This is a genomic window from Hahella sp. HNIBRBA332, from assembly GCF_030719035.1.
GTDB lineage: Bacteria > Pseudomonadota > Gammaproteobacteria > Pseudomonadales > Oleiphilaceae > Hahella.
Map to the genome: position 1 here is coordinate 5,582,719 of NZ_CP132203.1, position 25,072 is coordinate 5,607,790.

Consider the following 25,072-nt stretch of genomic DNA (forward strand, 5'->3'; position numbering starts at 1 on the left):
CGTCCGCAAAAAATAAGCGTAAGTTGAAGCTCATTGCGACTGCCGCCGCCAGAACGGCATACCGATGGTGGGCGTGCTGGGGCTGGCGGTTTGCCGTGTCAGCATCAGGCCTGCGTTATATCCGGCGCGACCGGCTTCCACCGCCAGTTTGAACGCGCCGCCCATGCCAACTGGATCATGGGCCTTGGCGACCGCCGTGTTCAACAGCACGGCGTCAAAGCCCATCTCCATCGCTTCCGCCGCGTGGGAGGGCGCGCCCAGACCGGCGTCGATGATCATCGGCGTGTCCGGCAAACGCTCCCGCAGCATGCGCAGATTGTATTTGTTCAGCAATCCCTGGCCCGTACCGATCGGCGCCCCCCAGGGCATCAACGCCTCACAGCCTGCATCCAGCAACCGGCGACACAACACCAGATCTTCCGTGCAGTAGGGCAACACTTTGAAGCCCCGTTTGTTCAATTCCTTCGCGGCGTCCACCAGTCCGTAGGGGTCTGGCTGCAGGCTGTAATCGTCGCCAATGACCTCCAGTTTCAGCCAGTCCGTCTGGAAAATTTCCCGGGACATTTCCGCTAATGTCACTGCCTCTTTCGCCGACTTACAACCTGCGGTATTAGGCAGCAGCTTGCAGCCGCTGGAGCGGATGTAATCCCAAATGACTTTGCCGTCCTGGTGCGCCGGATTCTGCCGCCGCAGGGACAACGTAATGATCTCTGCGCCGCTGGCTCGCACCGCTTCCAGCATAATGGCCGGCGACGGATACAGCGCCGAACCGATCAGCAGACGACTCGCAAAAGTTTCTCCATACAGAGACAGCTTATCCACGATTTACCTCCGGTGGCGATAGCCACCTGTACTTGTTTCAAGGCGCGTCAGCCACCCGCCACCGGGGCCACCACATCCACCAGATCGCCTGGGCTCACTTTGGTTTGCGCATAGGCGGAGCGCGGCACGAACTCGCCATTGATGGCGACGGCGAAACCGACGCCGGTGTAACCACTGGCCTGCAACACCTCGGATAGCGCGTCATCGCGAACCTGGGTGGGTTCGCCATTCAACGTAATTTCGATTTCAGGCGGCATATTGTTTCTCGCTGTGCAATTGATCCAGCACCTGCCCGACCACCACAGGCCCCAGCAGATAGCCATGGCGGTACAGTCCATTGGCGCAGATCAGCCCCGGCTCCCGCGTCACCCTGGGCAGGTTATCCGGCAGCGCCGGACGACAGTTGACGCTGGTTTCCACCACCCTCGCCTCCGCGAACGCCGGATTCAACGCGTACAGGGCGCTGCTCAGCTCCAGTGTGGATTGCAAACTGATAGGCGACATATCCGCGCTCTCAATTTCCGTGGCGCCGATAATGATCTGACCGTTCAAGCGCGGGACCGCATATAACTTGTAGCGGGGATGCATCAGACGGACGGGGCGATTCAAACTGACTTCGGAGGTTTCAATAATCATGACCTCTCCGCGCACGCCGCGCAGTCCCGTCATATTGCGACTGGCGCCCAGGCCGCGCACGTCGATGACCCAGTCAAAACGCTCGCTGCCGCTGCTCCAATGCATACGGTGGGCGGAGCACTCCACCTGCGTGTCGGAAACCAGGCGAACGCCGCCTTGTCGCAGCGCGGCGAGCAGTGCGTTGAGCAAGAGGCGACTGTTGACGTCCGCTTCCGAGGGCAGATACAGACCCTGCTCAAAATGATCCGCCAGCCCCGGCTCCAACCTGGCGACGCCCTCTCGATCCAGCCATTGCAAGGCTTCGTCGGCGGGAAGTTTGGCGTTGAGATCACGCTGAAACTGCGCCAGCTCCGCCTTATCCAGCGAGTGCGCCACCACAACGGAACCTGCCTGGCGATAGCTGGCCGACATGTCGGTTTGACGCTCCAGTTCGGCGATCCATCGGGGCCAGATATCCAGGCTGCGCATGCCCATGCGGTAAACCTCAGGCTCTGCGGACACCAGCTCGCTCAATGGAGAAATCATGCCCGCCGCGGTCCAGCAGGCGCCGCCGGGCCGCTCGAAGTCTCCAGCGTCAAACAGAGTGACCTCATGCTTGCGCAGCGCCAACCGCCAAGCGCACAGGCGCCCAAGCAAACCGCCGCCGGCGATGCCGATACGCAGCTTAGACTTCATGATACAGACGCCGCCCCGCGTCTTTGTATTTCTGCGACATTTCCTGCATACCCTGCTCCGCTTCCTGCTGCGACGCGCCCTCTGCCTGCGCCTTCTCCGCCTCCAGCCTGGCGGAATAGTCGCGCACGTCCTGGGTGATTTTCATCGAGCAGAACTTGGGTCCGCACATGGAGCAGAAATGCGCCAGCTTGTGCCCTTCTTTGGGCAGGGTTTCGTCGTGATACGCACGGGCGGTGTCCGGGTCCAGGGCGATATTGAACTGGTCTTCCCAACGGAACTCGAAACGCGCCTTGGACATGGCGTTATCCCGCATTTGGGCGGCGGGATGGCCTTTCGCCAGGTCCGCCGCATGGGCGGCGATCTTATATGCAATCAGACCTTGTTTGACGTCATCCTTGTTGGGTAAGCCCAAGTGCTCTTTGGGGGTGACGTAACACAGCATGGCGCAACCGTACCAGCCGATCATGGCGGCGCCGATGCCGGAGCTGAAATGATCGTAGCCTGGGGAAATATCCGTGATCAGCGGCCCCAAAGTGTAAAACGGCGCTTCTTTGCAGTGCTTGAGCTGCTCTTCCATGTTTTCCTTGATCATGTGCATGGGCACATGGCCAGGGCCTTCGATAATAGTCTGCACGTCGTGTTTCCAGGCGATCTCGGTGAGTTCGCCCAGAGTGCGCAGCTCACTGAATTGCGCCTCGTCATTGGCGTCGGCGATGCAGCCGGGACGCAGTCCGTCTCCCAGCGAAAAGCTGACGTCATAGGCTTTCATGATCTCGCAGATTTCCTCAAAGTGGGTGTAGAGGAAGTTTTCTTTGTGATGGGCCAGACACCATTTCGCCATAATGGAGCCGCCGCGCGAGACGATGCCGGTAAGGCGTTTGGCGGTCATGGGCACATAGCGCAGCAGCACGCCAGCGTGAATGGTGAAATAATCCACGCCCTGCTCCGCCTGCTCAATCAGAGTATCGCGGAACACTTCCCAATTGAGGTCTTCCGCGACGCCATCGACTTTCTCCAAGGCCTGGTATATCGGCACCGTACCGATAGGAACCGGGCTGTTGCGGATGATCCATTCGCGGGTTTCATGAATATTTTTACCCGTGGATAAATCCATCACCGTATCCGCGCCCCAACGGGTCGCCCACACCAGCTTTTCCACCTCCTCTTCGATGGACGAGGTCACAGCGGAATTACCGATATTGGCGTTCACTTTCACATGGAAATTGCGGCCGATGATCATCGGCTCCGCTTCCGGGTGATTGATGTTACAGGGTATCACTGCCCGTCCCGCCGCCACTTCCTGACGCACGAACTCCGGGGTGATGTAACGGGGCGTGTTGGCGCCGAAGTTCATGCCGGGATGCTGGCTGCGCATGGCGTTCTCGATTTCCGCCTGCTCCAGAGCCAGATTTTCACGGATGGCGATGTATTCCATCTCCGGCGTAATAATGCCTTTACGGGCGTAATGCAGCTGGCTGACATTGCCGCCGGCGCGCGCCTTACGCGGAGCGTGACGATGCTCAAAGCGCAGGTTATCCAGGGACAGATTCTGCTCGCGACTTTGCGCGTAAAACGAAGACGAACCGTGAAGATGTTCGGTGTCGCCACGCTCGTTGATCCAAGCTTCGCGCATACGCGGTAAACCGCGTCGCACGTCGATCGCGACAGCGGGGTCCGTGTAGGGACCAGACGTATCATATACCCGCAGCGGTGGGTTCTGTTCCGTAGCGCCATCCTGCAAAGGCGTCGGCGTCAGCGTGATCTCGCGCATCGCCACCCGGATGTCGGGACGACTGCCTTCGGCATAAATTTTCTTGGAAGCGGGAAACGGTTGCGTGGACAGCGCATCCACCTGCGCCGACTCACTGAGTTTGCTGATTTTATTGATATCGATTGTGCCGCCCACAGTACTCTCCTAGTTGGTTGTATGGGGTAGCACCAGGGAGGAGAGAGGGCATCAACGTCTTGGTCTGCAATCGGACCCGCATCACAAGGATGGAGCGCCGCTAAGAACTGTTTGATGAACTACTTGTTTCCTACGCTGGTACTAACCAGATCAGGTTCTACGGGCCCCACTGTTGTGGTCTCAGCCTGTTACTCCAGGCACCCCGACAAGATGTGCCGATTAGTTTAGGCTTGGTGGCGGGTGGATGGCAAGTGCATGAAAAAAGCAATATTTAATGTATTTCACTGCAAATTGATTAATACACCTTTTAACTTTCTCATTCATTACGATCCCCCATCAGATGAAGAATATAGCCAACGAAAAGTCGATATTTTCTCGAATATAAAAGCTTTTCCCTACAGTTATTCTATTTTTAATTACTAATCCAACTCTTGACCTCTCCTTCTAAATTACCAAGCCAGCTTTTCGGCATTTCCGGTTAGTCGCTTTTTCTTAAACCAAAACACCGATTCTCTTGTGCTTCAGCCTGCTCTATTTTCTTAAAAGCAATGTTTATTGCCAATAAAAATTGAATTTAACGCGCTTTTGAGGAAACATGAGATGAATCCGACGCGGGCTGAGTTGAAGATTACTGTCGCCAAGTTGATTGAAACGGCTTATTCGACGGACAAGGGACTGACGGCGAAGATTGTGCGTAGTAAGGGACCGTTCAAGCTGGCGGTGGATCAGGACGGTAAAGCGACGCTGTCAGGTTCAGCGGGGGTGTTGACCTTCAGCGGCGATCCGGCGTTGAAGGCGATTGGGGCACGGGTGAAGTGGGTGAGTATTACGTTCGCTAACGGCGAAGGCAATCTAATCAAATACAGCGCCACGTTCTCCATCGGGCTTATCAGTCTTAGTGTGGGCGGCAGTTTTGATATTGAGGAGTTAATTACTTCCTGCTCCGGCCTGTTGTGCCGCGCCGCCAAAGCCATGCAGCAACGCAATCACGCCTACGACGAACAACTACGGAACATCATGGGGAACTAAGCATGAAAATCTGGGGACTGATTCTATGTCTGCTTGCAACAGGATGCGCATCCGTTGGCGCGCTCGATCCCTTGTATCCAAATTACCGTCTGTACGCGGAAGCCGTTGACGCCAACGCACTGAGCGCAGACTATCCGCTGTACTTTTCCCGGCGGGTCGTGGACCAGGTCGCGGATGATCAGGCGGCGCTCGCACAGTTAGGGTTCAAAGCCTACATGCTGCGGGAGCACTCCCATTCCGCCGCAGTTGGAGAAGATAATGGCTGTCTGACGGTCAATGGCTACGGCATCGGCGGTGAGCCGCTAACGTTTTATCTGGCTTACGTACAGGAAGGCGCCGAATGGCTGATTGATGATGTGAATGTGGTGTTTCTGGAGCCGGATCAGGCATTCAGCGCCGCCGCTAAATGCCCGGAGGAAACGCGAGTTAATGCGAATAGCTAGCTTGGTTACTATCACTGGATGCGGGCCTTCCCTGTTTTTAGGACGGAGAGGCCAGTCCAAGTTCCGTGTTCTATTCAGAGCGCATTGGCGAAAAAGACATCACCGTACCGCCAATATGAATTGATTTATAACGCGGCAGCTCCAGACGGTACTCGCCTCTTTTGAGTACGCCAAGTAAATCTTCATCGTAATAATAGGAGGAGCTGGGCATGATCAACCGACCCACTTGATTCCATGCGCCTGCTTCGTCCGTAGCATAAACTTTGAGGTCGTAAACGTACTCAGGGCTATCGGCGATCAAAACCTCTTTCTCACCATCGTCGTCCAGGTCCACAGATAAGGCGAAGCACAATTGTTCCCGGCACAATTCCGGTTCGATGCTACTTTCAAACGCCGCCTTATCGGCTACGCCTTCATTAAGCCATTCCACACCAGCCGGCTTCGAGTAAAGTTCCGCCAGGCGCTGTTTTTGCTCCCAGTCATAGTAATACTTGGCGCTCTCAAGCACGTCTAACCGTTGCGCCAAGACTGTCGCTTCAGCTTTAGACAACGCGCCCTCCTCTTCCGTCAACGCTTTAATTAGCGTCAGCTTCTCTTCGCCTGATCGGCCTAGCTGATAGCGAAACAACCCAAGATCAATATCTTCCGCCGAGATTTCACCGGCTTTCAGTCTGGCGAACTGATTGCTGGCGCTCACTTCCTGAGGATTCAGCCAGGGCGTCAGCGTGAGCAACGCCACTCCCGCAGCGGAGAGAATGATCGGGGTATTGACCGAGTTCAACATCGCCCGCCAGGAGGTGCGTTTCGCTAAAAAGATAACGCTATAGCTTAGCGTCAGGGCCAAAGCAAATACCACGAACAGAGCGGAATAGTAACGATCCGGAGTCAAACCATATTGTTCGATACGCTGGTAGAGCGAGTACCCGGCCAACAGCGCGAATATCGGCAACAAGCCCACCAATACATATATCCCCGCCCGTAACCATTGCGGGTACGGATTACGGTCGCCATCACAGAGCGCCGCCCCATTCAATGACACCACAGCCACCAGGATCATCGCCAGCAGCATGGGGGTGGAGCGGCCGGTGCTCCAGATCATTTCCAGGCCCACAATGGGCAGAGTGACGGCGAAGGCGATCATGAACGCCGCCACCGGCGGCAGAATCGCGCGACACACTGTGGCGATCAGGCCGCTCAGCATATTCAATAAATTGGGATAACGGCAGCCCAGACTGATGCCCAAGGCGAAAATGACCGCCGAGGCGGTCCATCCTACTGGCGGGGATTCTACGAACCGACCCGGTCCTCTGATCCCCAGAATATCGAACAAAGAAACGCCCAGCATCGCGACCAACCAGTAGATGCCCACCAGTAGCCCCGCAAAAGCCAGAATAAACAGGTTTTCCCAATACTTGCGATACAACTCCACATTGGGAATATCGCTCATAAAACTCTGATTTTTTTGGAAGTCGCACTGAACAAAAGGCAGCAGCGCAAATAACAGCGGCACGATTGTCACCCACCATGAGGTAACCAGACCTGAAGAGCCCTCGTAGCTGCCGCCCTCAGGTTTGAAGGTGTTGGCGATTAGCCAGACCGCAGACAAGCCAATTACGACGGCGATGCCCGCCGCCAGCACCCAGTTCGCAGCGCTCCTGCGCGTTCTGGCGGTAAATAGAAACGCGCCGGCGAAGACAAAAACCAAGGTTATCGCGACAGCCGCGGCCTTCTGAGCCATGAGACCTTCCGGCCAGTGCTCCATACCCAGCCATGCGGCGGTTCCCGTCGCTATGCCTGCCAGCAACGTGGAGAAAAAGGGAAAACGGGTTTCTTGAGGGGTCATAGTGTCCACTGCTAAATAAAATCAGAATCAGGATAAAACGCCAGCATACACAGCAATACTGACTTTCGAGAGGTGGGATTATGGCGAATTATGGCGCCGCAACTTCATCCTCAGAGAGACGAATCTGAATACAACGCCATGTTAAAGTTTAAGGCATAAAGGCGCGCAGCATAGCGGGCTTCATTTCTTCCTTAAAGCGCTTATTAAGCTTCAAATCCGATGTGATAATCCGCATGAAACGTCCATATTTGTCTTCCACTTTCGCACCGTAATAAAACACGACCAAGGGCGCGCCATCCGCATCATTGTATGCATTATAGTAGGAATAGATCGTGTCTCTATCGTTACCCCATTCTCCTTCCATAATAGGCTTACCCAAATAAGCAAAATTCTGACTGACCGCCTCTTTGAACCAATCTTCTATCACAGCGCCTTCTAGCTCCACCATGGGCGAGAAGACCACTCTGAAGATTTCACCCTCTTTTAGCTCCTTCGGAACGTAGTAACGCTCTTCGTTGAGGCTGATTCTCGTACCCCATTCATAGGGTAACTTCTCCGCCGGGCCTGATTTACGCATCGGAAACAGCGTTCCCCCCAAGAAGGGCTGCGTGCGGTCGTCATAACAGAAGCCGAAAAGTTTTCTATCCGTTTCGCCATTATCGTAGGTCAGCTCCATGGCGTACCCGTTCAAACGGTATCGACCACGGTTATTGGAACCATCATTGCGTTTTTTCTGAGAAGTGACGCCAACGCCAGGAGAGTTACCGCTGACAATAGAACTATCCCCGGTGTCGTCACTATATGATGCGGCGTAAACACTGGTTCCTGCCGTCATGGAAGACATCATCCCGCTTGAGAACAGACTGGAGTAACCTTTCGAGAAGCGGCCGGCGCCGAGAAAAGTCCAACTGTTGGTGTAGGAGCTACCTCCCCCAATCATGCCCATATTCACCATCGTGGTTTTCGAAATATAGCGATTCAGACGTTCGCCCATTCGCGCCGGCGCCAAATGTCGACCTTTATACAGCGAACTCCACTCCTTCTCGCTGGCGGGGATTTTCACTTTATAGCTCTCTTCGTCCTCCTCCTCCCAAACCCCCCAGCGATTGGGGTATTCCTCGCGAGACTTGGCGACATCCAGATCTTCCGGTGGTACGGTCAACCCTTTATAGGCCGCGCCATCTTTGAACAACAGAATCACGTAGTCGTCGTAGGTGTCATCAATTCTGTTTTCAGTAAAGTCGCATACCAGCGCCTCATATTTGTCAGGTAGCGAATACTCTGGCGCGGCGGCGTTATCGATGCGTTTCAATTCTGGCGGGGCGGCTTTGGTAGTGATTTTGGCGGGAGGGGCGACAGGTGTTGCTTCAGACGTTGTTGTTTCAACCGGCGTGTTAGACACAGCCTGGGAGATCGCAACGCCCTTCAGGCGTTCCGGCATCGTCTCTTTAATAACTCTCTGCATACCACTGGCGTAGCGGGACACCAGCGTCGTCACATCTGAAGAAAGAATGCGCAGGTACACCGCTTTGCCTTGTCCATAGAACCCCATGTAATGCGCGTAACGGGGGACGCCGTCCTGCCTTTGCAACGCGTAAGTCGCCGTCATCACGCCGCCATTATTCTGCCTGGGCTCCGGCGCCGCCAATACTTCGCCCCACTTGCCGGCGTCCAGATCAATGCGCTTTTTGAACCACTGCGGATATTCGCTTTGTGGGAGCGTTTCCGCCAGGGCGACAAACAGCCGGTATTCTTCCTCGCTGGCCAAATCACCGGGGATAAATATCTCTTCCCCATTTTCGACCAGAACAGACCAGCCATCTGGAGCGGCAAGGACCACTGATGTATAAAGCACAAAAGGTAATGAGGCGATAAATACCAGTTGTCTGCGCACAGTTTTGACCAAGCATGACAATTGCAATTTTCTAACCTCTGGCGACTATTGGCGGAAAGCTTCTTTGAAAGCTGGCTGCAGTTCCTTGGTATAACGGTCCGCCATGGCGGCGTCAGAGACTACGAGGCGGACGAAACGCCCGAATCGACCGCGAGTCTTCATGCCGTAATACAACACATAAAGATCTCGGCCATTTTCCCTAAACGCGTTGTAGTACTGATACAGCCCCTGTTGGCTTTTCCAATTAGATGCGAGCAGCGGATCACCGAGATACGACAGGTTTTCCGTCACGGTCTCCTTGAACCAGTCCTCCATCGAGCGCCCGTTTAATTCCACTTTCGGAGAAATCACCAGACGGAAAACTTCTCCTTCCTTGAGATCGCCGGGGACATAAAATTGGTCCTCATTTTCAGTGATCACCATTTTCCAGTCGACTGGCAAATCACGCTCGGCCTCGGACTCTTTCATCCAATACATCGTCCCCCCCAGGAATGGATCGGTACGGTCGCCGTGGCAAAATCCAAATAGCATGCGTTGTTTTTCGCCGTTATCGAAACTCAGATTCATGGCGTAGCCGTTCAGTTGATATGCGCCCCGGTTTTTAGCGCCATCTTTGTTCTCTCTGGTGGTGGAGGTCACCACACCGGGCGCCATCCCGCCCGCCACCGAGCTATCTCCGTGCTCATCGCTTTTGCTGGAGGCGTATACGCTGGTGCCGGTCAGGGCCGACGCCGCGCCTCCCGAGCCATGCAGGCTGGATGAACCTTTGGTGAAGCGCCCTGAGCCGTGAAAGGTCCAACTGTTGGTGTAAACGCTACTGGTGGCTGAGATACCCGCCATACCATGCGCGTTCATGATGTAGATGTAACGGTTCAGTCGTTCCCCGATCCGCGCCGGCTCCAGAAGGGCGCTGCGCTTAAGCTCACGCCAGCCGCCGCCAACCTTAACCTTGTAACCATCGCCGCTCTTCTTCCATACGCCCCAGTTTTTCGGATCTTCCTTGCGCGCTTTGGCGACATTGAAATCCTCAGGGGGAACCTTCAAACGCTTGTATGCGCTGCCGTCTTTAAATAACAGATAAACAAAGTTATCCACTTTGTAGTTGGAGTTGGAGATGCCCGTCGTGTAATCACACACCAGCGCCTCGTAGGTATTGGGCAAAGAGTAGCGAGGCAACGCGCCGTTATCGACTTTTTGGATATCCGTTTTTTTGGTTATACCCGTATTTGGGGTTGAGGCAGGGAGGCTCTGCGCAGATTTCTGCGTCGTTTCAGGCTGAGGAGCCGGAGTCGCGGAGCCTGACTGGCTGGCGACGCCCTTGAGTCGTAGCGGCAGGTTTTCCTTCATTACCTGCTGCATGCCTGCGCTGTAGCGGGAAACTAATTTAGCGCCGTCTGAAGCGAAAATGCGCATGTAGACGGCCTTCCCCTTACCGTAAAACGCCATATAGTGGACGAATCGCGCCTTACCCTCGGTCTGCATCATCACTGTGGAGCTAAGCACCCCGTTCTTATTTTCTTTGACCGCCAACGTGTCGATAACCTCGCCCAGCCTGCCGCCGTCTTCTTTCAGCACACGTTCAAACCAACCCCGATATTCACTTTGCGGCACGTCTTCCGCCACGGAAAGAAACATGCGGTATTCTTCGTCCGCTTTCAGGTCGCCAGGAATAAACAGCTCTTCGCCGTTTTCCACTAACACTTTCCATCCATCCGGCGCCGCCAGGGCGGAAAAGGAGAGCAGGAATGCGAGCACTACGGCGATGCGCAATATCCATCGCGGAAGGAGTCGAGGTTTCATCAGATGGGGGTCCTCAGTAGCGGTTATTGAGTTCTTTATTGAAGCATAATAAGTACTTACAAACGTCTGGGGGAAACCCTTGGTGGCGGGGCGTGAAGGGCGTCGCAGTGGGTTTGTCCGCTGCAGGGTGCTATGATCCTGCAACATCGCGTGACAGTTTTATAAGGACCCAGCAGATATGAAGACCGTTCTGAGCGTAAACCTCAACAAGATCGCCCTGATCCGCAATTCCAGAGGGCGCGATTATCCCAGCGTGAAGGCGTTCGGACGCCGCGCGTTGCAGGCGGGCGCTGGTGGGGTCACCATTCATCCACGACCGGATCAACGTCATGCCCGTTACACTGATATCGCTGACCTGAGTGAGCTGGTGAAGGAGTTCGGAGAAGCCGAACTGAACATCGAAGGTTACCCGGAAGAAGAGCTGATTGAGTATGTGCTGCGGCACAAGCCGCATCAATTTACCTTGGTCCCGGACAAGCCTGACCAGATCACTTCCGATCACGGCTGGGATCTGCGCCAGGACAATGAGTTTGTTACGGATATTGTCAGCAGAGTGCAGGCGGCCGGCGTACGCGTCAGCCTCTTTATGGACCCTGACGAAGACCAGATCAAACTGGCCCACGCCACCGGCGCCAAGCGCATCGAGTTATACACCGAAGAATACGCCCACGCTTATGGCTCGCCGCAATTCGAGGCCGTCGCCGCCAAGTATCTGGCCTGCGCTCAGTACGCCGTGTCACTGGGGCTGACGGTTAACGCCGGACATGACCTTAATCTGGAAAATCTGGCGCCGCTGGTGGCGCAAGGCACGATCGCGGAAGTGTCCATCGGCCATGCGTTAACCGTGGAAGCCCTGGAAATGGGCTTTGATCAGGTTATTCAGAAATACGTCGACATTCTTTCTTAACCCAACAGGTCTGGCGTCCATGGATAAAGCTTTGAAGTCGAAAAGCAAATTCCTCAGTTTGGTGTTGCGGCATCAGCCGCAGCTCATCAACCTGTCCCTGGACGCCAGCGGCTGGGCTGATATGAACGCCCTGCTGGCGGGAGCCGCCCGACAGGGCGTAAGCATCAGCCTGGAGGACGTGCTGGAGATCGTCGCCACCAACGACAAACAGCGCTTCACCCTGTCCGAAGACAAACGACGCATTCGCGCCAGTCAGGGGCATTCCATCGACGTGGATTTGCAGTTGACGCCCGTGGCGCCGCCGGAGGTGTTGTATCACGGCTCCGCCACGCGATTCGCGGACGCTATCCTGGCGACGGGATTACAGCCCGGCCAGCGTCGTCATGTGCATTTGAGCGCGGACGTGGAGACCGCCCATAAGGTAGGAAGCCGACACGGCAAACCCGTGATTTTTCGCATCGACGCCAGAGCGCTGTCTCAAGCGGGACATGCGTTCTACCTCTCCGCCAACCAAGTCTGGCTCACCGACGCTGTACCGCCGCAGTATCTGAGCCTGCTCAACACCTCGCAGCAAGGCTAATCCGGCTCTTTACCCGCCTGCTCCAACACCCTGTCAAACAGCTCTGACATATAGGGGTCGAACCACTCGCGGATGTCTTCCAGATTGTCTTCGATGATGATGGGAATCACGGTGCTGAACAGATCCAGCAGAATCACGGCGTTCACGGAAGAGTCCGCTTCCGACGCCGCGCGCAGGCGCTTGGATATGCATAGATTCAGTTGGTGCAGATTACGGTAAATCGTCTTCAGCCCGCGCAGAGTCAAATCGACGTCCCGACCTTCCGCAGACCGGAAATATTGCGCCAGCAGATACATGCCGGCGGCGCGAAACACGGTGTCATGCTCCGTCGCCATCGGCAGATGCAAGCGCGCCATGGGTCGGAAAAAATCCAGATGCGGACAGCCGCTGGTGGACATCAGCAAGCCAATCAGGGCGCTCAAGGCTTTCTGCGCCGAGGTGTGCTGACTGATTTTCTTGTCCCCTATCGACACCTCAAGATCCACCTGCTCGAAGGACATAATATCCTGGCAACGCTGCACCACCTCCACTAGGCTTAAAGCCGCCGGGCAGTGAGGATGGTACATGGAGTCGAGCGGACAATGGGGGCATTTATGACAATCCAGTTGAGTCCACTCTGGAAAGTCTTTTATATTTCGATCAAGAACTTCTACATTGTTCTCATCGAGCGTGATCTCAAAATTTTCGCTGCGCGACTTATCGAGCTTGAACCGATATCCGATTTTAATGGGTTCCATTTCCGGCCGCCTTTAATTGCCGTCAGACCCTCTCAGTATAGTTGCCCTGCCGAGGTGAGCATGACAACGGTGCGGAAAAAACGAAGCAGCTACAGATAAACCCCGACGCGCTATAGACAACAAGGAGAATAAAGCATGACGGAATACCTGATATTCCTGGCCATTGTCGCCACCGCTATCGCCAGCCCGGGACCGGCGGTATTTCTGGCGGTGAAAAACGGCGCCAAATACGGCCTCAAAGGCGCCAGCGTCAGCATCGCCGGCAACGTCGCCGCCGTATTGCTGCTGGCGGCGGTCTCCGCATTGGGGTTAGGGTCCGCGATACTGGCTTCCGCCACCTTGTTCACCATCATCAAGGTTCTCGGCGGACTCTATCTGATCTACCTTGGCGTAAAAGCCTGGCGCAGCAAAGGCGCATTGCCCATCGACGCGGATGGCGAGGTCTCAACGTTCACCTACAGCCGTTGGGAGTTGTATCGGGAAGGCTTTTTGACAGGCATCAGCAATCCCAAGGCCATCGCTTTTTTCACCGCCTTGTTTCCCCAGTTCATTGACGTATCCAAGCCCTTTATCCAGCAGTTCCCGCCCCTGGCGCTGACTTTCGCCGTGTGTTCATTCGGTTTCCTGTCTTTTTACGCCGCCTTATCCACCCGGCTGCGCGTCTATTTGCGCAAAGAAAAAATCATGAACCGCTTCAATAAAGTCACCGGTGGCGTATTCATCAGTTTCGGTCTGGTGATGGCCGGCTCCAGCCGCTGACGCCAGCCACCCCCTATCACTTTTAAGAGGTAACCGACGATGGAATTTGGTTTGCAGGATAAGACCGTCATGGTGGCCGCCGCCAGCTCCGGCCTGGGCTTCGCTATCGCCATGGAATGCGCGCGTCAGGGCGCCCGCTTATCCATGATGAGCCGATCACAGGAAGGCATTGACGCGGCGGCGGAAAAAATCCGCGCCGCTACCGGCGCCAAGGTATTAGCGATGTCCGTGGACGCCAGGGATGCCGCCGCCATCAGCGCCTGGGCGCAACGCACCGCCGATGAGCTGGGCGCTCCACAAGGATTGGTGGTAAACGCCGGCGGCCCGCCAGCGGGGCAATTCGACGATTTTGACGACGCCGCCTGGAGCGACGCCTTTGAACTGACTCTGATGAGCAGCGTGCGCATGGTGCGCGCGGTCCTGCCCGCCATGCGCGGACAGGGCAAAGGCAGCATTCTCAGCATCACTTCTTCCTCAGTGAAAGAGCCCATCGACATGCTGTTGTTGTCCAACGTCATGCGCTCCGGAGTCACCAGCCTGATGAAGAGTTTATCCCGAAGCCTCGCGAGCGAAGGCATTCGCGTCAATAATCTGATTCCCGGTCGCATCGATACGCCTCGGGTGCAATCTTTGGACGCTACCGCCGCAGCGAAAAAAGGCGTTTCCGTGGAGCAACAGCGCGACGCCTCCGCCTCCAGTATTCCCTTGGGCCGCTATGGCAGCCCGGAGGAGTTCGCCAATGCGGCGGTATTTCTGCTGTCCGACGCCGCCAGCTACATCACCGGGGCGTCATTGGTGGTGGACGGTGGAACCATGAAGACGCTGTTCTAGCGTCAACCTCAAAGCGGCGACTAGTACTGCACGTTCATCGCGCCGCACAAAAACTCCACCAAAGGTCCCGCCGCCGCAAAACCGGCGGCGACCTGTTTATGGAAGTCCTTCTCCATGGCTGCATCCACGGGGCATTGCGTCATGGCGAAAAAGCTCTTGCGCTTGATGTCCTCAATATGGGGAGCGTCAGCGTCAAAGCCCTTGGGCGGCCGCGTCAACCCATCTCCGGTGACGCCGCCATGCACTTTCTTCAGTTTCTTATCCGCCAACACCTTCTCCCAGGCGCTCGGCTTATCGCGAATGCGCTCGCGAATCTTCAACAGCTCTTGCGACTCCGGCATCCAGATACCGCCGCCGAAGAAAATCTCATCCGTCGCCAGATGCACATAGAAACCGGGCGTATGCACGTTCTTGTACTGTTGATGCCGGAATTGCGCGGCGGCGTGAGTTTTATAGGGCGTCTTGTCTTTGGAGAAACGGGTGTCCCGGTAGATGCGAAAGATCGAGCCGCCGTTCAGTCGCGGGTCCGCTACAAAATAGGGAGAGACTTTCATCAACTCCGGCGCCATGGCCTCAATAAAACGCACTAGCGGCTGCTGCACATCCTGCTTGAACCGCGCTTTGTTCTCTTCAAACCATTCCTTGTTGTTATTTGCCTGCAACTGCTGGAAAAATTCAAAAAAGTCCGGGGAAAATCCAGAAAATTCCGCCATGGTAACGCCGCCTCCCTCATCGCGAGTGCTCGCCTGAATTCGAAGTACAAATGCATAAACCCACGTTTATAGCAGGAAATAACCCGCTTCGACTATGACGAATATAGCGAATAGATAAACCGCCGCGATCCCCACAACCGCGGCGCGCCTTTGCATTTTAGATAAGCGTTACTGGCAAGAAGCCGCGTAGATTTCCTGCGCCCATCCCGGGTTATCAATGAACGGATTGCGGTTGCCCTGGCGTTCATAAATACGCTGGTTACGGCGTTTCTCCCAAGCGTCCACCGGGTCCTGGTTATGCCACTGCAACAGCTGGCATAGCTTGCCCAATTTGGGGTCGTTGGTCCCCGTCCCGGCATAATTGACGAGCTGCAGATTCGGCGTGCCGCTGTTATCGCCGCCTTCATAGCGCACGTCCATGTAGAAAATCATGCGCGCCACATCGCCTTTTACTGCATTTCTGGGCTCAAAGCTGTCTGCGTCGGTCTTGTTCTCCGGGGCTTCGCCAATCGCGCCGCCTCCCAGGTCGAAATCTTTATTGCCGCGTTCGCTGTTTATTGAAACATCCGCTGGCCGCAGGTGATGGATGTCCGTGTGAGCATGCTGACTACTGCTGCTGAAGCCGTGACTCTTGGGCCATACGTGCTCCCGATTCCAGGCGTCGCCGGAATTGGATTGGCCAGCATTGTCGTCCTTGTCGATGGAACGGCCGGAGTACAACAGCATGACATGACTGCTGTCGTCAGGGTCCTCATCGGTATACTTGAGCGCATCCCAGACCTGGGAATAACTCAAAGCAGTGTGGCCGCGCAGAATGCTGTTGAGCTCGGATTTCAACGCCGCCCCGGTTTTCCCCATGGCGGAAGAGTAATAACCGTCAACGTCGTCGTATCCATCATCGCCTCCGCTATCGGCGCTGTAGCTCATGCGCAGACTGACTCCGCTGTAGTCGCTGTAGCCTCTCACCATGGCGTGATAGTCCCCTGCAGCGGGGCCTTTGAATTCGCAGGATTCGTCATTGCCCCCCGCATAGGGGCGACAGTCATAAACGGAGGAGGTCGGCGCTGCGCCGAAACGTACGAACAAATCCGCATCGCCTTTACCGCCATACTGCTCGAACTTGAGGCTGACGGCGCCGGCGGGAACGCTGCCCACATAGAACGTCTGCGAGCCCGCCGCGCCCGCCAGCCCTGTCTTGGCCACGCCATTGACGAGCGTTCCCGTCGCGGAAGAATCATCGCCGGGGCCTTGATCAGGCCCGCCGCAGCCAGCGTAAAGATCGCCCACGCCCGGGGCGCCCGCTGTGGCGGCGGCGACCCAGTCCTGCTGGGTGTCCGTGTCATCGCTGGCGAAACGCATCAGCGACACATTCTGCGCATTCAAATACCACTGGGACACCGCCCCTTCCCACGCCACCATGTCCACTTCCTGGGAGCCTTTCATCAGTTTGACGAAGTCTCCGGAATTACCCAGGCTCAGAGACATCCCGGAAAGCGTCGGATTCATCCCGAACAGGCCCTGGAATCCAGCGGCGTTCTTCGCCACCGAGACATAGGCGCCGGCGCCGATCACACCGCTCAACGGGTACGCGCCGCCGTTGTCCTGCAAACTGTAGTCCGCCAGATTCACGTTCTGGCAGGACGGATTGAATATCTCCACCCACTCTTGCGACGCATCATTATCAGGCGCGTCATACAACACTTCACTGATCAACAATTCCCCATGAGAAGATGGGCAGACCATTTGCCCCATCGCCCCCAGCAGGATCATCCATACGTTCTTATTCATTTAACTGGCTCCAGGTTAGTAATGCCGGGCGTACAACTGGAATACCCTACGTGGCCGCTATGACAGCTTGTGGTTATTTTTGTGACGATATTGATAGCCGGTTTCCGGACAGCAAAGAATAGGCCGTACAGGTGAAATGGTAGACGTTATATGGACTAAGACCGTTAAATCAGCGAGTTACGGATGACCAACGCGCACGCAAAAAGCGCGCAGGAGTGCACAAAGTCAGAAAAAAAAGAGAAAAGACAGATATAAAGGAAAGAGAGAATCAGGCTGAAGCGGCTTTACGGATGATCTCTGGATAACCGATGACCAAGGCCTCGGGTTTGTCCTGATAAAAGCCGCGCTCAAGCAGCATTTGATGCATGCGCGGCAGATGATAGCCGGGAACGGTAGGTAAAGCGTGATGTTCGCAGTGATAGTTCACATAATGCGGCGCAAACAACAAACGCTCCCACCAACGCGCCAGAGTGGTGCGCGTCGTGTCGCGCACGTCATCGGAGGATAACGCCGGCATGGCGCCATGCTCGGCGACCTGACGCACGCGAATAATAAAGGGATAGGTGAAGATATAGGCGACCCACCACAGCAGATAGACTTCCCAGTGGCCCAAGGCGATGCACAGCCCCAGGAAGCCGCCATGCACCAATAGCAGATGACTGAAATTACGCAGGGTCGTGCGCCGCACCTCAGCCCCATCCGCCTGTCGCGTCTGTACGCCCATGGATACCGCGTTGCCGGGTCTGCCAGTATTCACATACAGCAACAGCGCCAACGCATTCTTCAGCCCGGACTGCCCGGTAAAGTCACGGAAAACCTTGCGCCGCATACTGGTTTTAGTGACCGGATAGCTACGAATATTACCCACGTCCGGGTCTTCATCCGTACCAGTCTTAACATGGTGGATAAAGTGATATTTGCGATAGAAAGGCAGCGGAACCAGCACCGGCATCCCCGCCAGCCAATGACCCATCTGATCATTCAGCCATTGGTTGCGAAACCAGGAGCGATGTGAGCAGTCATGCAGCAAAATACCCAGCGCTAACTGCCGATTGGCGAGAACCACGAGTGCGAGAATCAAAGTGAGAACATTAGGATAGAGAGCAAAAAGCGCGCTCACACCGATGATCAGCCCCCAAGTAGTCACGAAACCCATCATGCCCCGAAAATTGGAGCCCTGTCTTAATTCTTGTTGTTCTTGTCTGGTGAGATAGCTGTCGAGTTTCATTGCCGTCATCTAAAGTGTGAACGCAGATTCATACTATTAAGATTGCCGACGCCGGAGAATGGCGTAATCTTCCAAACCATTGGCGAAAACGCTCAACAAATACTCATCCATTAAAAAAGCCGGAGCTGCTTCCAGTCTCCGGCTTCCCTTGTGATCAGGCGATCCTGACGGCGAATTAACTGCCTATGCGGCCCCCGCCGGACTTATTAATCGCCACCACGGATGGGCGCGGCGGAAGGTCGTTACGGAAATCCGGCCAGCGGGTAGTGGGCTGATCGTATGTACCCTCTTCACCTGGGTGCTGCACCGAGCAGAAGAAAGACTGATTGTCCGGAGTGAAAAACGGCCCACACAGCTCCGCCTGTAAGGGCGTGCGCAGGAAATGCTTGGTCAATGCGCGGGCTTCGCCGGACACCGCACAGGCCCATACGCCGTCCGCGACGCCGTCTTTGTAGGCGCCGTCAGTGGCGATCCAGAGGTTGCCGTGATTGTCGAAAGCGCAGTTGTCCGGGTCGGCGAACCAGCCGTTGGCGGAAATATCCGGGTGATATTTCGCGCCTTCCGTCTGCGGATTGCCGGCGACAATGAACATATCCCACATAAAGCGATCGGCGGTATGGTCGCCATCCGGCGGCGTCATCTCGATAATATGGCCGGACTGGTTTTTGGCGCGCGGATTGGCGGCGTTGGTGTCGCCTTCCTTACGCTTGCTATTGTTGGTCAACATGACAAATACGGAGCCGGTGCGCGGATTCACTTCCACATCTTCGGGGCGATCCATGCGCGTGGCGCCGAGCAGGTCCGCCGCCTTACGCACATCAATCATCACATCGCCCTGATTGCGAAATCCGTTGGCCGCCGTCAGCGGGCCCTGACCGAAAACCAGCGGACGCCAGGTCACCAGACCGCCATCAGTGAACTCCGCCACGTAAAGGGTTCCTTCCTCCAGCAGACGCATATTAGCGGCGCGATTGTTCGGATCGTACTTGTTCTTGCTCACAAACTTGTAGACATATTCGAAGCGTTGATCGTCGCCTGTATACGCCACCACTCGGTTGTCCTTGTTCACATAGACATTGCAGCCTTCATGCTTGCAACGGCCCAAGGCGGTGCGTTTTTGCGGCTTGGAATCAGGATCGAACGGATCGATCTCCACCACCCAGCCCACATGCAGCGGTTCGTTGGGGCTTTTCGCCAGGTTCCAGCGATCATAATAATTGGCCCAAGCGTATTCATGTTCGCCGGACAAGCCGAAGCGCTTATAGTTTTCTGCTTCTTTGGTTTTGGCGGGATCGCCTTTGAAGTAGTTCTGCACGTTTTCTTCAGCGGTCAATACCGTGCCCCAAGGCGTCACGCCGCCAGCGCAGTTGCCGTAGGTGCCCAGGGTTCTCACCCCGTCCTGAGAGATCGCGGTGCGCAAACGGTCGCTGCCGGCGACGGGACCTGTCATACGCATCTCCGTTACCGGAGTAATGCGACGATTGTATTTTGAGCCTTGCACCACCGCCCACTTGCCGTCGGTTTTCTTGATTTCGATGATGCTGAGGCCATGCGCCATCATGTCGATATCCGCCTGCGCCTTGCTCATCTGGTCTGTCTTCGGCGAACCAGGGAACATCAGCTCGGAGATAGTGTATTCATGATTCACAGCCAGCAGGCCATGATCTGAATTGTCGGAGCCCAACGGCAATGACAGGAAACCAACGAAATCGTTGTTATAACCAAACTGTTTGGACTGCGCCTGCGCGCTCTGGTTACGGGGATCAAACGCCGGCGCATCCGCTAAAACTTTATCGCCCCAGCTGATCAGAACGTCGTGTTCGTAACCGGGCGCCACATGGAATGTTTCGTCCTGGCCGTGAGGCAGCTCGGTGAAAGTCAGTTCACCCTTGTCCGAGCCAGCCATGATTGCGCTGCAGCCAGTCAGAGAAACGCCTGAAGCCGCCGCGCCCGCGGCGAAACCGCGCAATACGCTGCGCCGGGAAGTCCGCGCCTGCAAGATGTCAAAGAAGTTCCGGCCCTGCTCAGGACTGGAGGGAATGTCGTCAGAGTCTTTTATTTCCCAACCATATTGAGGATGTTGTACAGTCATTTTTTTAAACCTTAACAGCGTTGATCCGACAGCACTTTTACTGCAAGTAAATGACAGTTTCGTGAACCGCGCCTGTTTCGGCTAAAGATTTTCGTTAGGAAAGCAGTATCCAAAAACAAGCATGCGCCTGCGCGGCGACAAGTCGCGGATCAATAGCGGATCAACAAGAGAAGGAGCTTTCCATGGAACAAAAGTTCATCCGGCTTTACGACGAATACACGCACTCCACCATGAGCCGCAGAACCTTCATTGACCGTCTGACCAGACTGGCTGGCGGGACTACTGCGGCCATGGCGCTTCTGCCCCTGCTGGAAAACAACTACGCACAAGCGGAAACCATCGCCAAAGACGACGCGCGCGTCAGCAGCGAATATGTCGAATACCCAGGCGGCGACAGCGCAATTCGCGCCTATCTCGCCAAACCCAAAACCCCATCCGGGCCGCTGCCCGGCGTAGTGATCATCCATGAGAATAAGGGTCTGCATCCGCATATCGAAGATGTAGCCAGACGCGCGGCGCTGGCGGGTTTCGTCGCCCTGGCGCCGGACGCCTTAACCCCACTGGGCGGCACGCCGGATGATCAGGACAAAGCCCGCGGTATGATCGCGCAACTGGACGGAGAAAAAACCCGCTTGGATTTTGAGGCGGCGGTAACTTATGTGAAAAAGCGCAAGGACTGCAACGCCAAAGTGGGCTGCGTCGGTTTCTGCTGGGGCGGCGCCATGGCCAACCAGTTGGCGGCGCACTCACAGGATCTCGGCGCCGCCGTGGCCTTTTACGGCAGGCAGGTGAGCGCCGCTGACGCCGCCAGGATCAAAGTCCCGCTGCAACTGCATTATGCGGGTCTGGATGATCGCATTAACCAGGGTATCCCCGACTACCGCGAAGCCTTGGACGCTGCTGGCGCGCGCTATGAACTGCACATGTACGAGGGCGTCAATCACGCCTTTCATAATGACGCCAACGCCGCCCGCTATGACGCCAAGGCCGCTCAGTTAGCCTGGGAACGCACCATCACCTTCCTGAAACAGGCCTTGACCTGAGGCTCACTCCACTCCATTTCCCGCTTCCGACGCAGGCGCTTTCTCAGCGCCCTCCCGGGGCGGAACCGGAGCGAAATAACCCACCAGCAGCAACACTACGCCGACGCTGATAAAGGCGACGATACGGGCCACGGTGCCCGTGCCGGAAAGATCGAACAGGAACAGTTTGGCCACCACCGCCACCATCAATCCACCGCCGACCATCCACACCGAACGATGCGCCCTGCGCGCACCGACCAGCATGCACAGCATGCCCGCAATGCTCCACAGCAGACTCATGCCGCTCTGCACCACGATGGACGACACCATGTCGTCGAAGCGATAAGGTATCGCCAGACTGAAATGGAAAGCACGGAACAGGGCCGCGTTGAGCCACAGGAAGCAAAATGCCGCCACCACGCCATAAGCCGCCACTCTCTGTTGCAGCGCTTCCAGCGCGCCATGACGGCGCACTTCCGACCAGAGCACCCATAACGCCAGCAGGTTCACCAGATCAAGCGGATTGAACAACGCCAGTCCCTTGTCCGCCGGCGCAACCATATTGCTCCACAACAGCCACAAGCCAACACTCGCCAGCAAGGCGCGTGGCAGCCACTGCAACAACTCACGCGGATAGCGGATGAAGGGCCAGATAGCAGTCAGTGCGCGCCGCAAGAGCAACAACGCAAGAGCTGGAATCAATCCCCATACCGCCTGCCCGGCCATCGTTTCACTGTCATATTTGCCGGTGATTTCAAAATGAACCTGCCAAGTGACCGCGAACACCAGAGCGAATAGCATCACACAGTGAAACAGGCCAATTGGCGCGCGGATACGGTCCTGCATCAGGCGCAGATATCCGAAATGCGCCGCCCACGCCACAGGGAACGCCAGCCAACCGACATTGACATACAGCGCCCGGTATTCCACCACGTAAACCAACAAAACAAACAGTATCGCCGGCGCCAGCAGTAACGCCGGGTACGCCGCCATCGGCCATTGGAAGCGCATATATGCAAGCGCAAAGACGCCGATGAAAACTGTATAGAACAGCAGAAACGCCGCCGCCTCCATCGCTGACGGATATTGCTCAATGGCTTCAGTTCCGCCCGCCAGCGAGCCTAACGCCACCGCCACGCCCAGCACCAGCGCATTGACCATGTCCGCCGGTGCAAAATACCGGCTCTGCTCGCCGCGCCAGACGAATATCCCCGCCCATAACGCATACGCCACCAATGCCATGGACGCCAGGAAGTCCGCATTCAGCCACGCGATAGCGCGGGCGTCTACCTGATAGTTCGTAAAGAGGTGAACCACTCCAATGACAAAACTCGCCATCGCCAACCAAGGCAAGTGCGGCGAGCGCCATCTTCCCGCAAAAAACTGGCAGGCCATCGCCGTCAGCACCGTGAACAGACTGCCGGCTATCGGCAGGTGCGTATCGGCGATGTGACGATGAATCTCAAATAAACCGCCCGCCATCCACCATGCATAAGCCCACAGTGACAGGATAATGGGCGCCCATTGCACTTCCTGGCGCAACAGCCGTTCCTGATAACGCGTCGCTATGCGGGCGGCGAGACCGCCTGCGATGGCCACCAGCAAGGTTCCAATAAAGTCTGCGTTCAGCACAAACCATTGCGGTTCCTGGGATGGCGGCTCAGTAAGATACATACCGCCGCCGAACAGCATCAATCCCAGCCCGGAAAAGCGCGGCAGCAACCGCTGTTGACGCGCCCCCACCCAAAACAGCGCGACGCCTTCCACCGCCCACAGCGCAGAAGTAACGCGACCGTCAAAGGCGAGAGGAATCGCCAGAGTGAGAAACGCAATCGCCAGCGCCAGATAGCATTCGTACAACAAGCGCATCTGAGGACGCGCGCGCACCAGCAAACTCAAGGTCAGATAGAAAATTCCAACGCCTGCGCTGCTCCAGGCCATGGCGTACTGAGTGTCTTTGACCATCAGTGATTGCAAAGCGATAAAGACCGTTGGCGTCCCAAACACCAGGGTTCCATCCACCAATCCCTTCAAATTGGGAGGCTGACGCAAAGCGAACAACAGAGCGATCATGCTATACATCACCGCAAAAGCGATCAGGAAAGGCTCGGTGGAATGGAAAAACGCAGGAGTGTAGTACTGGGCGCCCCAAATCATGCCTATGCCGAAGGTGAAAACAAATCCCAGCCAGTTCAGCGTACGCCAGGACTTAAACCAGGCTATGCCGGTAACGCCGAGATTGAGAATCAAATAGTAAGTAAACAGCTCCACATGCGAGCCCTGCCCGGTGGAAGCGAGAATGGGCGCAGCGAAACCGCCAATGACGCTCACCGCCGCCAGCGCCTGAGCGTTTTGCAGGACGGCGATTAATACGCCGCAACAGACCACCGCCACCATCAATGAGAAGCTGGTCAGCGAAGACAGCAAACCATGCAGGCGGAAAGCGGCGAAGATAGTGATGTACAGAAGACCAATGGCGCCGCCCTGCATAATGAGGCCGTAGCCCTGATTTTTACTGCGCAAGCGCCAACCGATGGAGAACATTAAGGCGGCTCCCGCCGCGACGCCCAGGTAACGCAGCTCCAGGGGAATATCCACTTTTTGCGAAGCGTATTTCAATAAAAACGCCACGCCGAAAAACAGAATAATTACGCCCACCCGCACGACAATATTGCCGCTGGTGAAATAGTTGGTCACCCAGGCCATTAGCTTGTCGGCCATATTGGGAGACGGAGGCTCAGCAGGCGTGGGGCGTAGGGGTTCAGGCTGAACAGCCTCAACAGGCGACGTCTGCGCTGCGACGGGTTCTTCCGGCGTCGATTCAGTCTCAGTGATCGGTGGTGGTGTAACGGGCGTTTGCTCCATTGCGGCAGCCGGCGCTGGAGAGGGTTCTATATCCAGTTGCAGATCGCTGATATCAAGGGAAGCGTCCTCCTCTTCCTCTTTGACCTCATCCAGTGTCTTCGTGATTTCCACCACCGTAGTCGACGCCGTCGCCATAGGCTGCGATAACGGCGCAGCTTCCGTGCTTGTGGTAAGAGGGGCTTCCACCGTTGGGGGCGGTGCGGCGACAGGCGCAGAGCGCGCCTTTTCAAATGCGCTGACTTTTTTCTCCAGCGTTTGCACTTTCATCTGCAGGCGATGAAAGCTGGCCGCCAAAGCGCCCAACGCAGCGCCCATCAGCGCGCCGCCGAAGGACTGCAAAGCGGCTCCGCCGACCACCGCGCCGACTATCAGAAGAATAAGAATGTCCATGCTGACCACGCACCTTGAATAGTTTTACGACCACAGCTGAATCGCCGAATTGAACTTATCGTCCGCCCGCCGCATCTACGCCGGCAAATAGCGCAAAGCAACGTTTTTTTCT

General features: G+C 56.1%; 20 protein-coding genes and 1 riboswitch. Of the genes, 7 read left to right on the top strand and 13 right to left on the bottom strand.

The features are described from left to right. Positions 1-30 precede the first annotated feature (30 nt). The 4 genes from O5O45_RS24695 to thiC are packed head-to-tail and all read right to left on the bottom strand — an operon-like array spanning position 31 to position 4,039. Positions 31-822 (bottom strand): thiazole synthase, encoded by a 792-nt coding sequence (locus O5O45_RS24695; RefSeq protein WP_305901977.1) that lies wholly within the window; start codon positions 820-822, stop codon positions 31-33. A 47-nt stretch (positions 823-869) separates the two neighbouring features. Further along, the gene (thiS, locus tag O5O45_RS24700; RefSeq protein WP_305901978.1) at positions 870-1,079 is read right to left on the bottom strand and encodes a sulfur carrier protein ThiS; all 210 of its coding nucleotides are present in this window, start codon (positions 1,077-1,079) and stop codon (positions 870-872) included. After that, complete coding sequence (thiO, locus tag O5O45_RS24705) at positions 1,069-2,133, bottom strand: glycine oxidase ThiO (RefSeq protein WP_305901979.1); 1,065 nt, start codon at positions 2,131-2,133, stop codon at positions 1,069-1,071. The genes thiS and thiO overlap by 11 nt, the downstream gene beginning before the upstream one ends. Next, positions 2,123-4,039, bottom strand: coding sequence for a phosphomethylpyrimidine synthase ThiC (gene thiC, locus O5O45_RS24710; protein ID WP_305901980.1), 1,917 nt, complete (start codon positions 4,037-4,039; stop codon positions 2,123-2,125). The genes thiO and thiC overlap by 11 nt, the downstream gene beginning before the upstream one ends. A gap of 110 nt (positions 4,040-4,149) precedes the next feature. Beyond that, positions 4,150-4,254, bottom strand: a riboswitch (TPP riboswitch). 385 nt (positions 4,255-4,639) lie between these two features. Between thiC and O5O45_RS24715 the strand changes: the two genes are divergently transcribed. Next, positions 4,640-5,068, top strand: coding sequence for a hypothetical protein (locus O5O45_RS24715; protein ID WP_305901981.1), 429 nt, complete (start codon positions 4,640-4,642; stop codon positions 5,066-5,068). 2 nt (positions 5,069-5,070) lie between these two features. Beyond that, a complete protein-coding gene (locus O5O45_RS24720; RefSeq protein ID WP_305901982.1) occupies positions 5,071-5,511 on the top strand; it encodes a hypothetical protein in 441 nt (146 codons plus the stop codon). Between the two features lie 70 nt (positions 5,512-5,581). On the opposite strand, the gene O5O45_RS24725 is transcribed toward O5O45_RS24720, so the two are convergent. The 3 genes from O5O45_RS24725 to O5O45_RS24735 all read right to left on the bottom strand — a co-directional run bounded on the left by O5O45_RS24725 (position 5,582) and on the right by O5O45_RS24735 (position 11,048). Next, positions 5,582-7,354 carry a DUF4153 domain-containing protein gene (locus tag O5O45_RS24725; protein WP_305901983.1) on the bottom strand — a complete coding sequence of 591 codons (1,773 nt, stop codon included), beginning with the start codon at positions 7,352-7,354 and terminating at the stop codon, positions 5,582-5,584. A gap of 148 nt (positions 7,355-7,502) precedes the next feature. Beyond that, positions 7,503-9,248, bottom strand: a complete 1,746-nt coding sequence (locus O5O45_RS24730; protein WP_305901984.1) for a hypothetical protein — start codon at positions 9,246-9,248, stop codon at positions 7,503-7,505. Between the two features lie 45 nt (positions 9,249-9,293). Further along, the gene (locus O5O45_RS24735) at positions 9,294-11,048 is read right to left on the bottom strand and encodes a hypothetical protein (protein WP_305901985.1); all 1,755 of its coding nucleotides are present in this window, start codon (positions 11,046-11,048) and stop codon (positions 9,294-9,296) included. A gap of 178 nt (positions 11,049-11,226) precedes the next feature. On the opposite strand from O5O45_RS24735, the gene O5O45_RS24740 reads away from it, so the two are divergent. Both O5O45_RS24740 and O5O45_RS24745 read left to right on the top strand, forming a co-directional pair. Continuing rightward, the gene (locus O5O45_RS24740) at positions 11,227-11,955 is read left to right on the top strand and encodes a pyridoxine 5'-phosphate synthase (protein WP_305901986.1); all 729 of its coding nucleotides are present in this window, start codon (positions 11,227-11,229) and stop codon (positions 11,953-11,955) included. A 19-nt stretch (positions 11,956-11,974) separates the two neighbouring features. Further along, positions 11,975-12,535 (top strand): RNA 2'-phosphotransferase, encoded by a 561-nt coding sequence (locus O5O45_RS24745; protein ID WP_305901987.1) that lies wholly within the window; start codon positions 11,975-11,977, stop codon positions 12,533-12,535. Here O5O45_RS24745 and O5O45_RS24750 read toward each other — a convergent pair. Continuing rightward, complete coding sequence (locus O5O45_RS24750; RefSeq protein ID WP_305901988.1) at positions 12,532-13,272, bottom strand: DUF6901 family protein; 741 nt, start codon at positions 13,270-13,272, stop codon at positions 12,532-12,534. The genes O5O45_RS24745 and O5O45_RS24750 overlap by 4 nt on opposite strands. 135 nt (positions 13,273-13,407) lie before the next feature. Here O5O45_RS24750 and O5O45_RS24755 point away from each other — a divergent pair, with 135 nt between their 5' ends. Together O5O45_RS24755 and O5O45_RS24760 are read left to right on the top strand one after the other, a co-directional pair. Then, positions 13,408-14,031, top strand: a complete 624-nt coding sequence (locus tag O5O45_RS24755; RefSeq protein WP_305901989.1) for a LysE family translocator — start codon at positions 13,408-13,410, stop codon at positions 14,029-14,031. 39 nt (positions 14,032-14,070) lie between these two features. Continuing rightward, positions 14,071-14,862 carry an SDR family oxidoreductase gene (locus O5O45_RS24760; protein ID WP_305901990.1) on the top strand — a complete coding sequence of 264 codons (792 nt, stop codon included), beginning with the start codon at positions 14,071-14,073 and terminating at the stop codon, positions 14,860-14,862. A 20-nt stretch (positions 14,863-14,882) separates the two neighbouring features. On the opposite strand, the gene O5O45_RS24765 is transcribed toward O5O45_RS24760, so the two are convergent. The 4 genes from O5O45_RS24765 to O5O45_RS24780 form a co-directional block, all read right to left on the bottom strand. After that, positions 14,883-15,575 carry a DUF2461 domain-containing protein gene (locus tag O5O45_RS24765; protein ID WP_305901991.1) on the bottom strand — a complete coding sequence of 231 codons (693 nt, stop codon included), beginning with the start codon at positions 15,573-15,575 and terminating at the stop codon, positions 14,883-14,885. Positions 15,576-15,743: 168 nt separating this feature from the next. Next, positions 15,744-17,363 (bottom strand): endonuclease, encoded by a 1,620-nt coding sequence (locus O5O45_RS24770; protein ID WP_305901992.1) that lies wholly within the window; start codon positions 17,361-17,363, stop codon positions 15,744-15,746. 268 nt (positions 17,364-17,631) lie between these two features. Then, complete coding sequence (locus O5O45_RS24775) at positions 17,632-18,591, bottom strand: fatty acid desaturase family protein (RefSeq protein ID WP_305901993.1); 960 nt, start codon at positions 18,589-18,591, stop codon at positions 17,632-17,634. Between the two features lie 175 nt (positions 18,592-18,766). Further along, a complete protein-coding gene (locus O5O45_RS24780) occupies positions 18,767-20,683 on the bottom strand; it encodes a PhoX family protein (protein WP_305901994.1) in 1,917 nt (638 codons plus the stop codon). 182 nt (positions 20,684-20,865) lie between these two features. On the opposite strand from O5O45_RS24780, the gene O5O45_RS24785 reads away from it, so the two are divergent. After that, the gene (locus O5O45_RS24785) at positions 20,866-21,726 is read left to right on the top strand and encodes a dienelactone hydrolase family protein (RefSeq protein WP_305901995.1); all 861 of its coding nucleotides are present in this window, start codon (positions 20,866-20,868) and stop codon (positions 21,724-21,726) included. Positions 21,727-21,729: 3 nt separating this feature from the next. Here O5O45_RS24785 and O5O45_RS24790 read toward each other — a convergent pair whose 3' ends face one another. Next, positions 21,730-24,960, bottom strand: coding sequence for a DUF2339 domain-containing protein (locus tag O5O45_RS24790; RefSeq protein ID WP_305901996.1), 3,231 nt, complete (start codon positions 24,958-24,960; stop codon positions 21,730-21,732). Positions 24,961-25,072 lie beyond the last annotated feature (112 nt).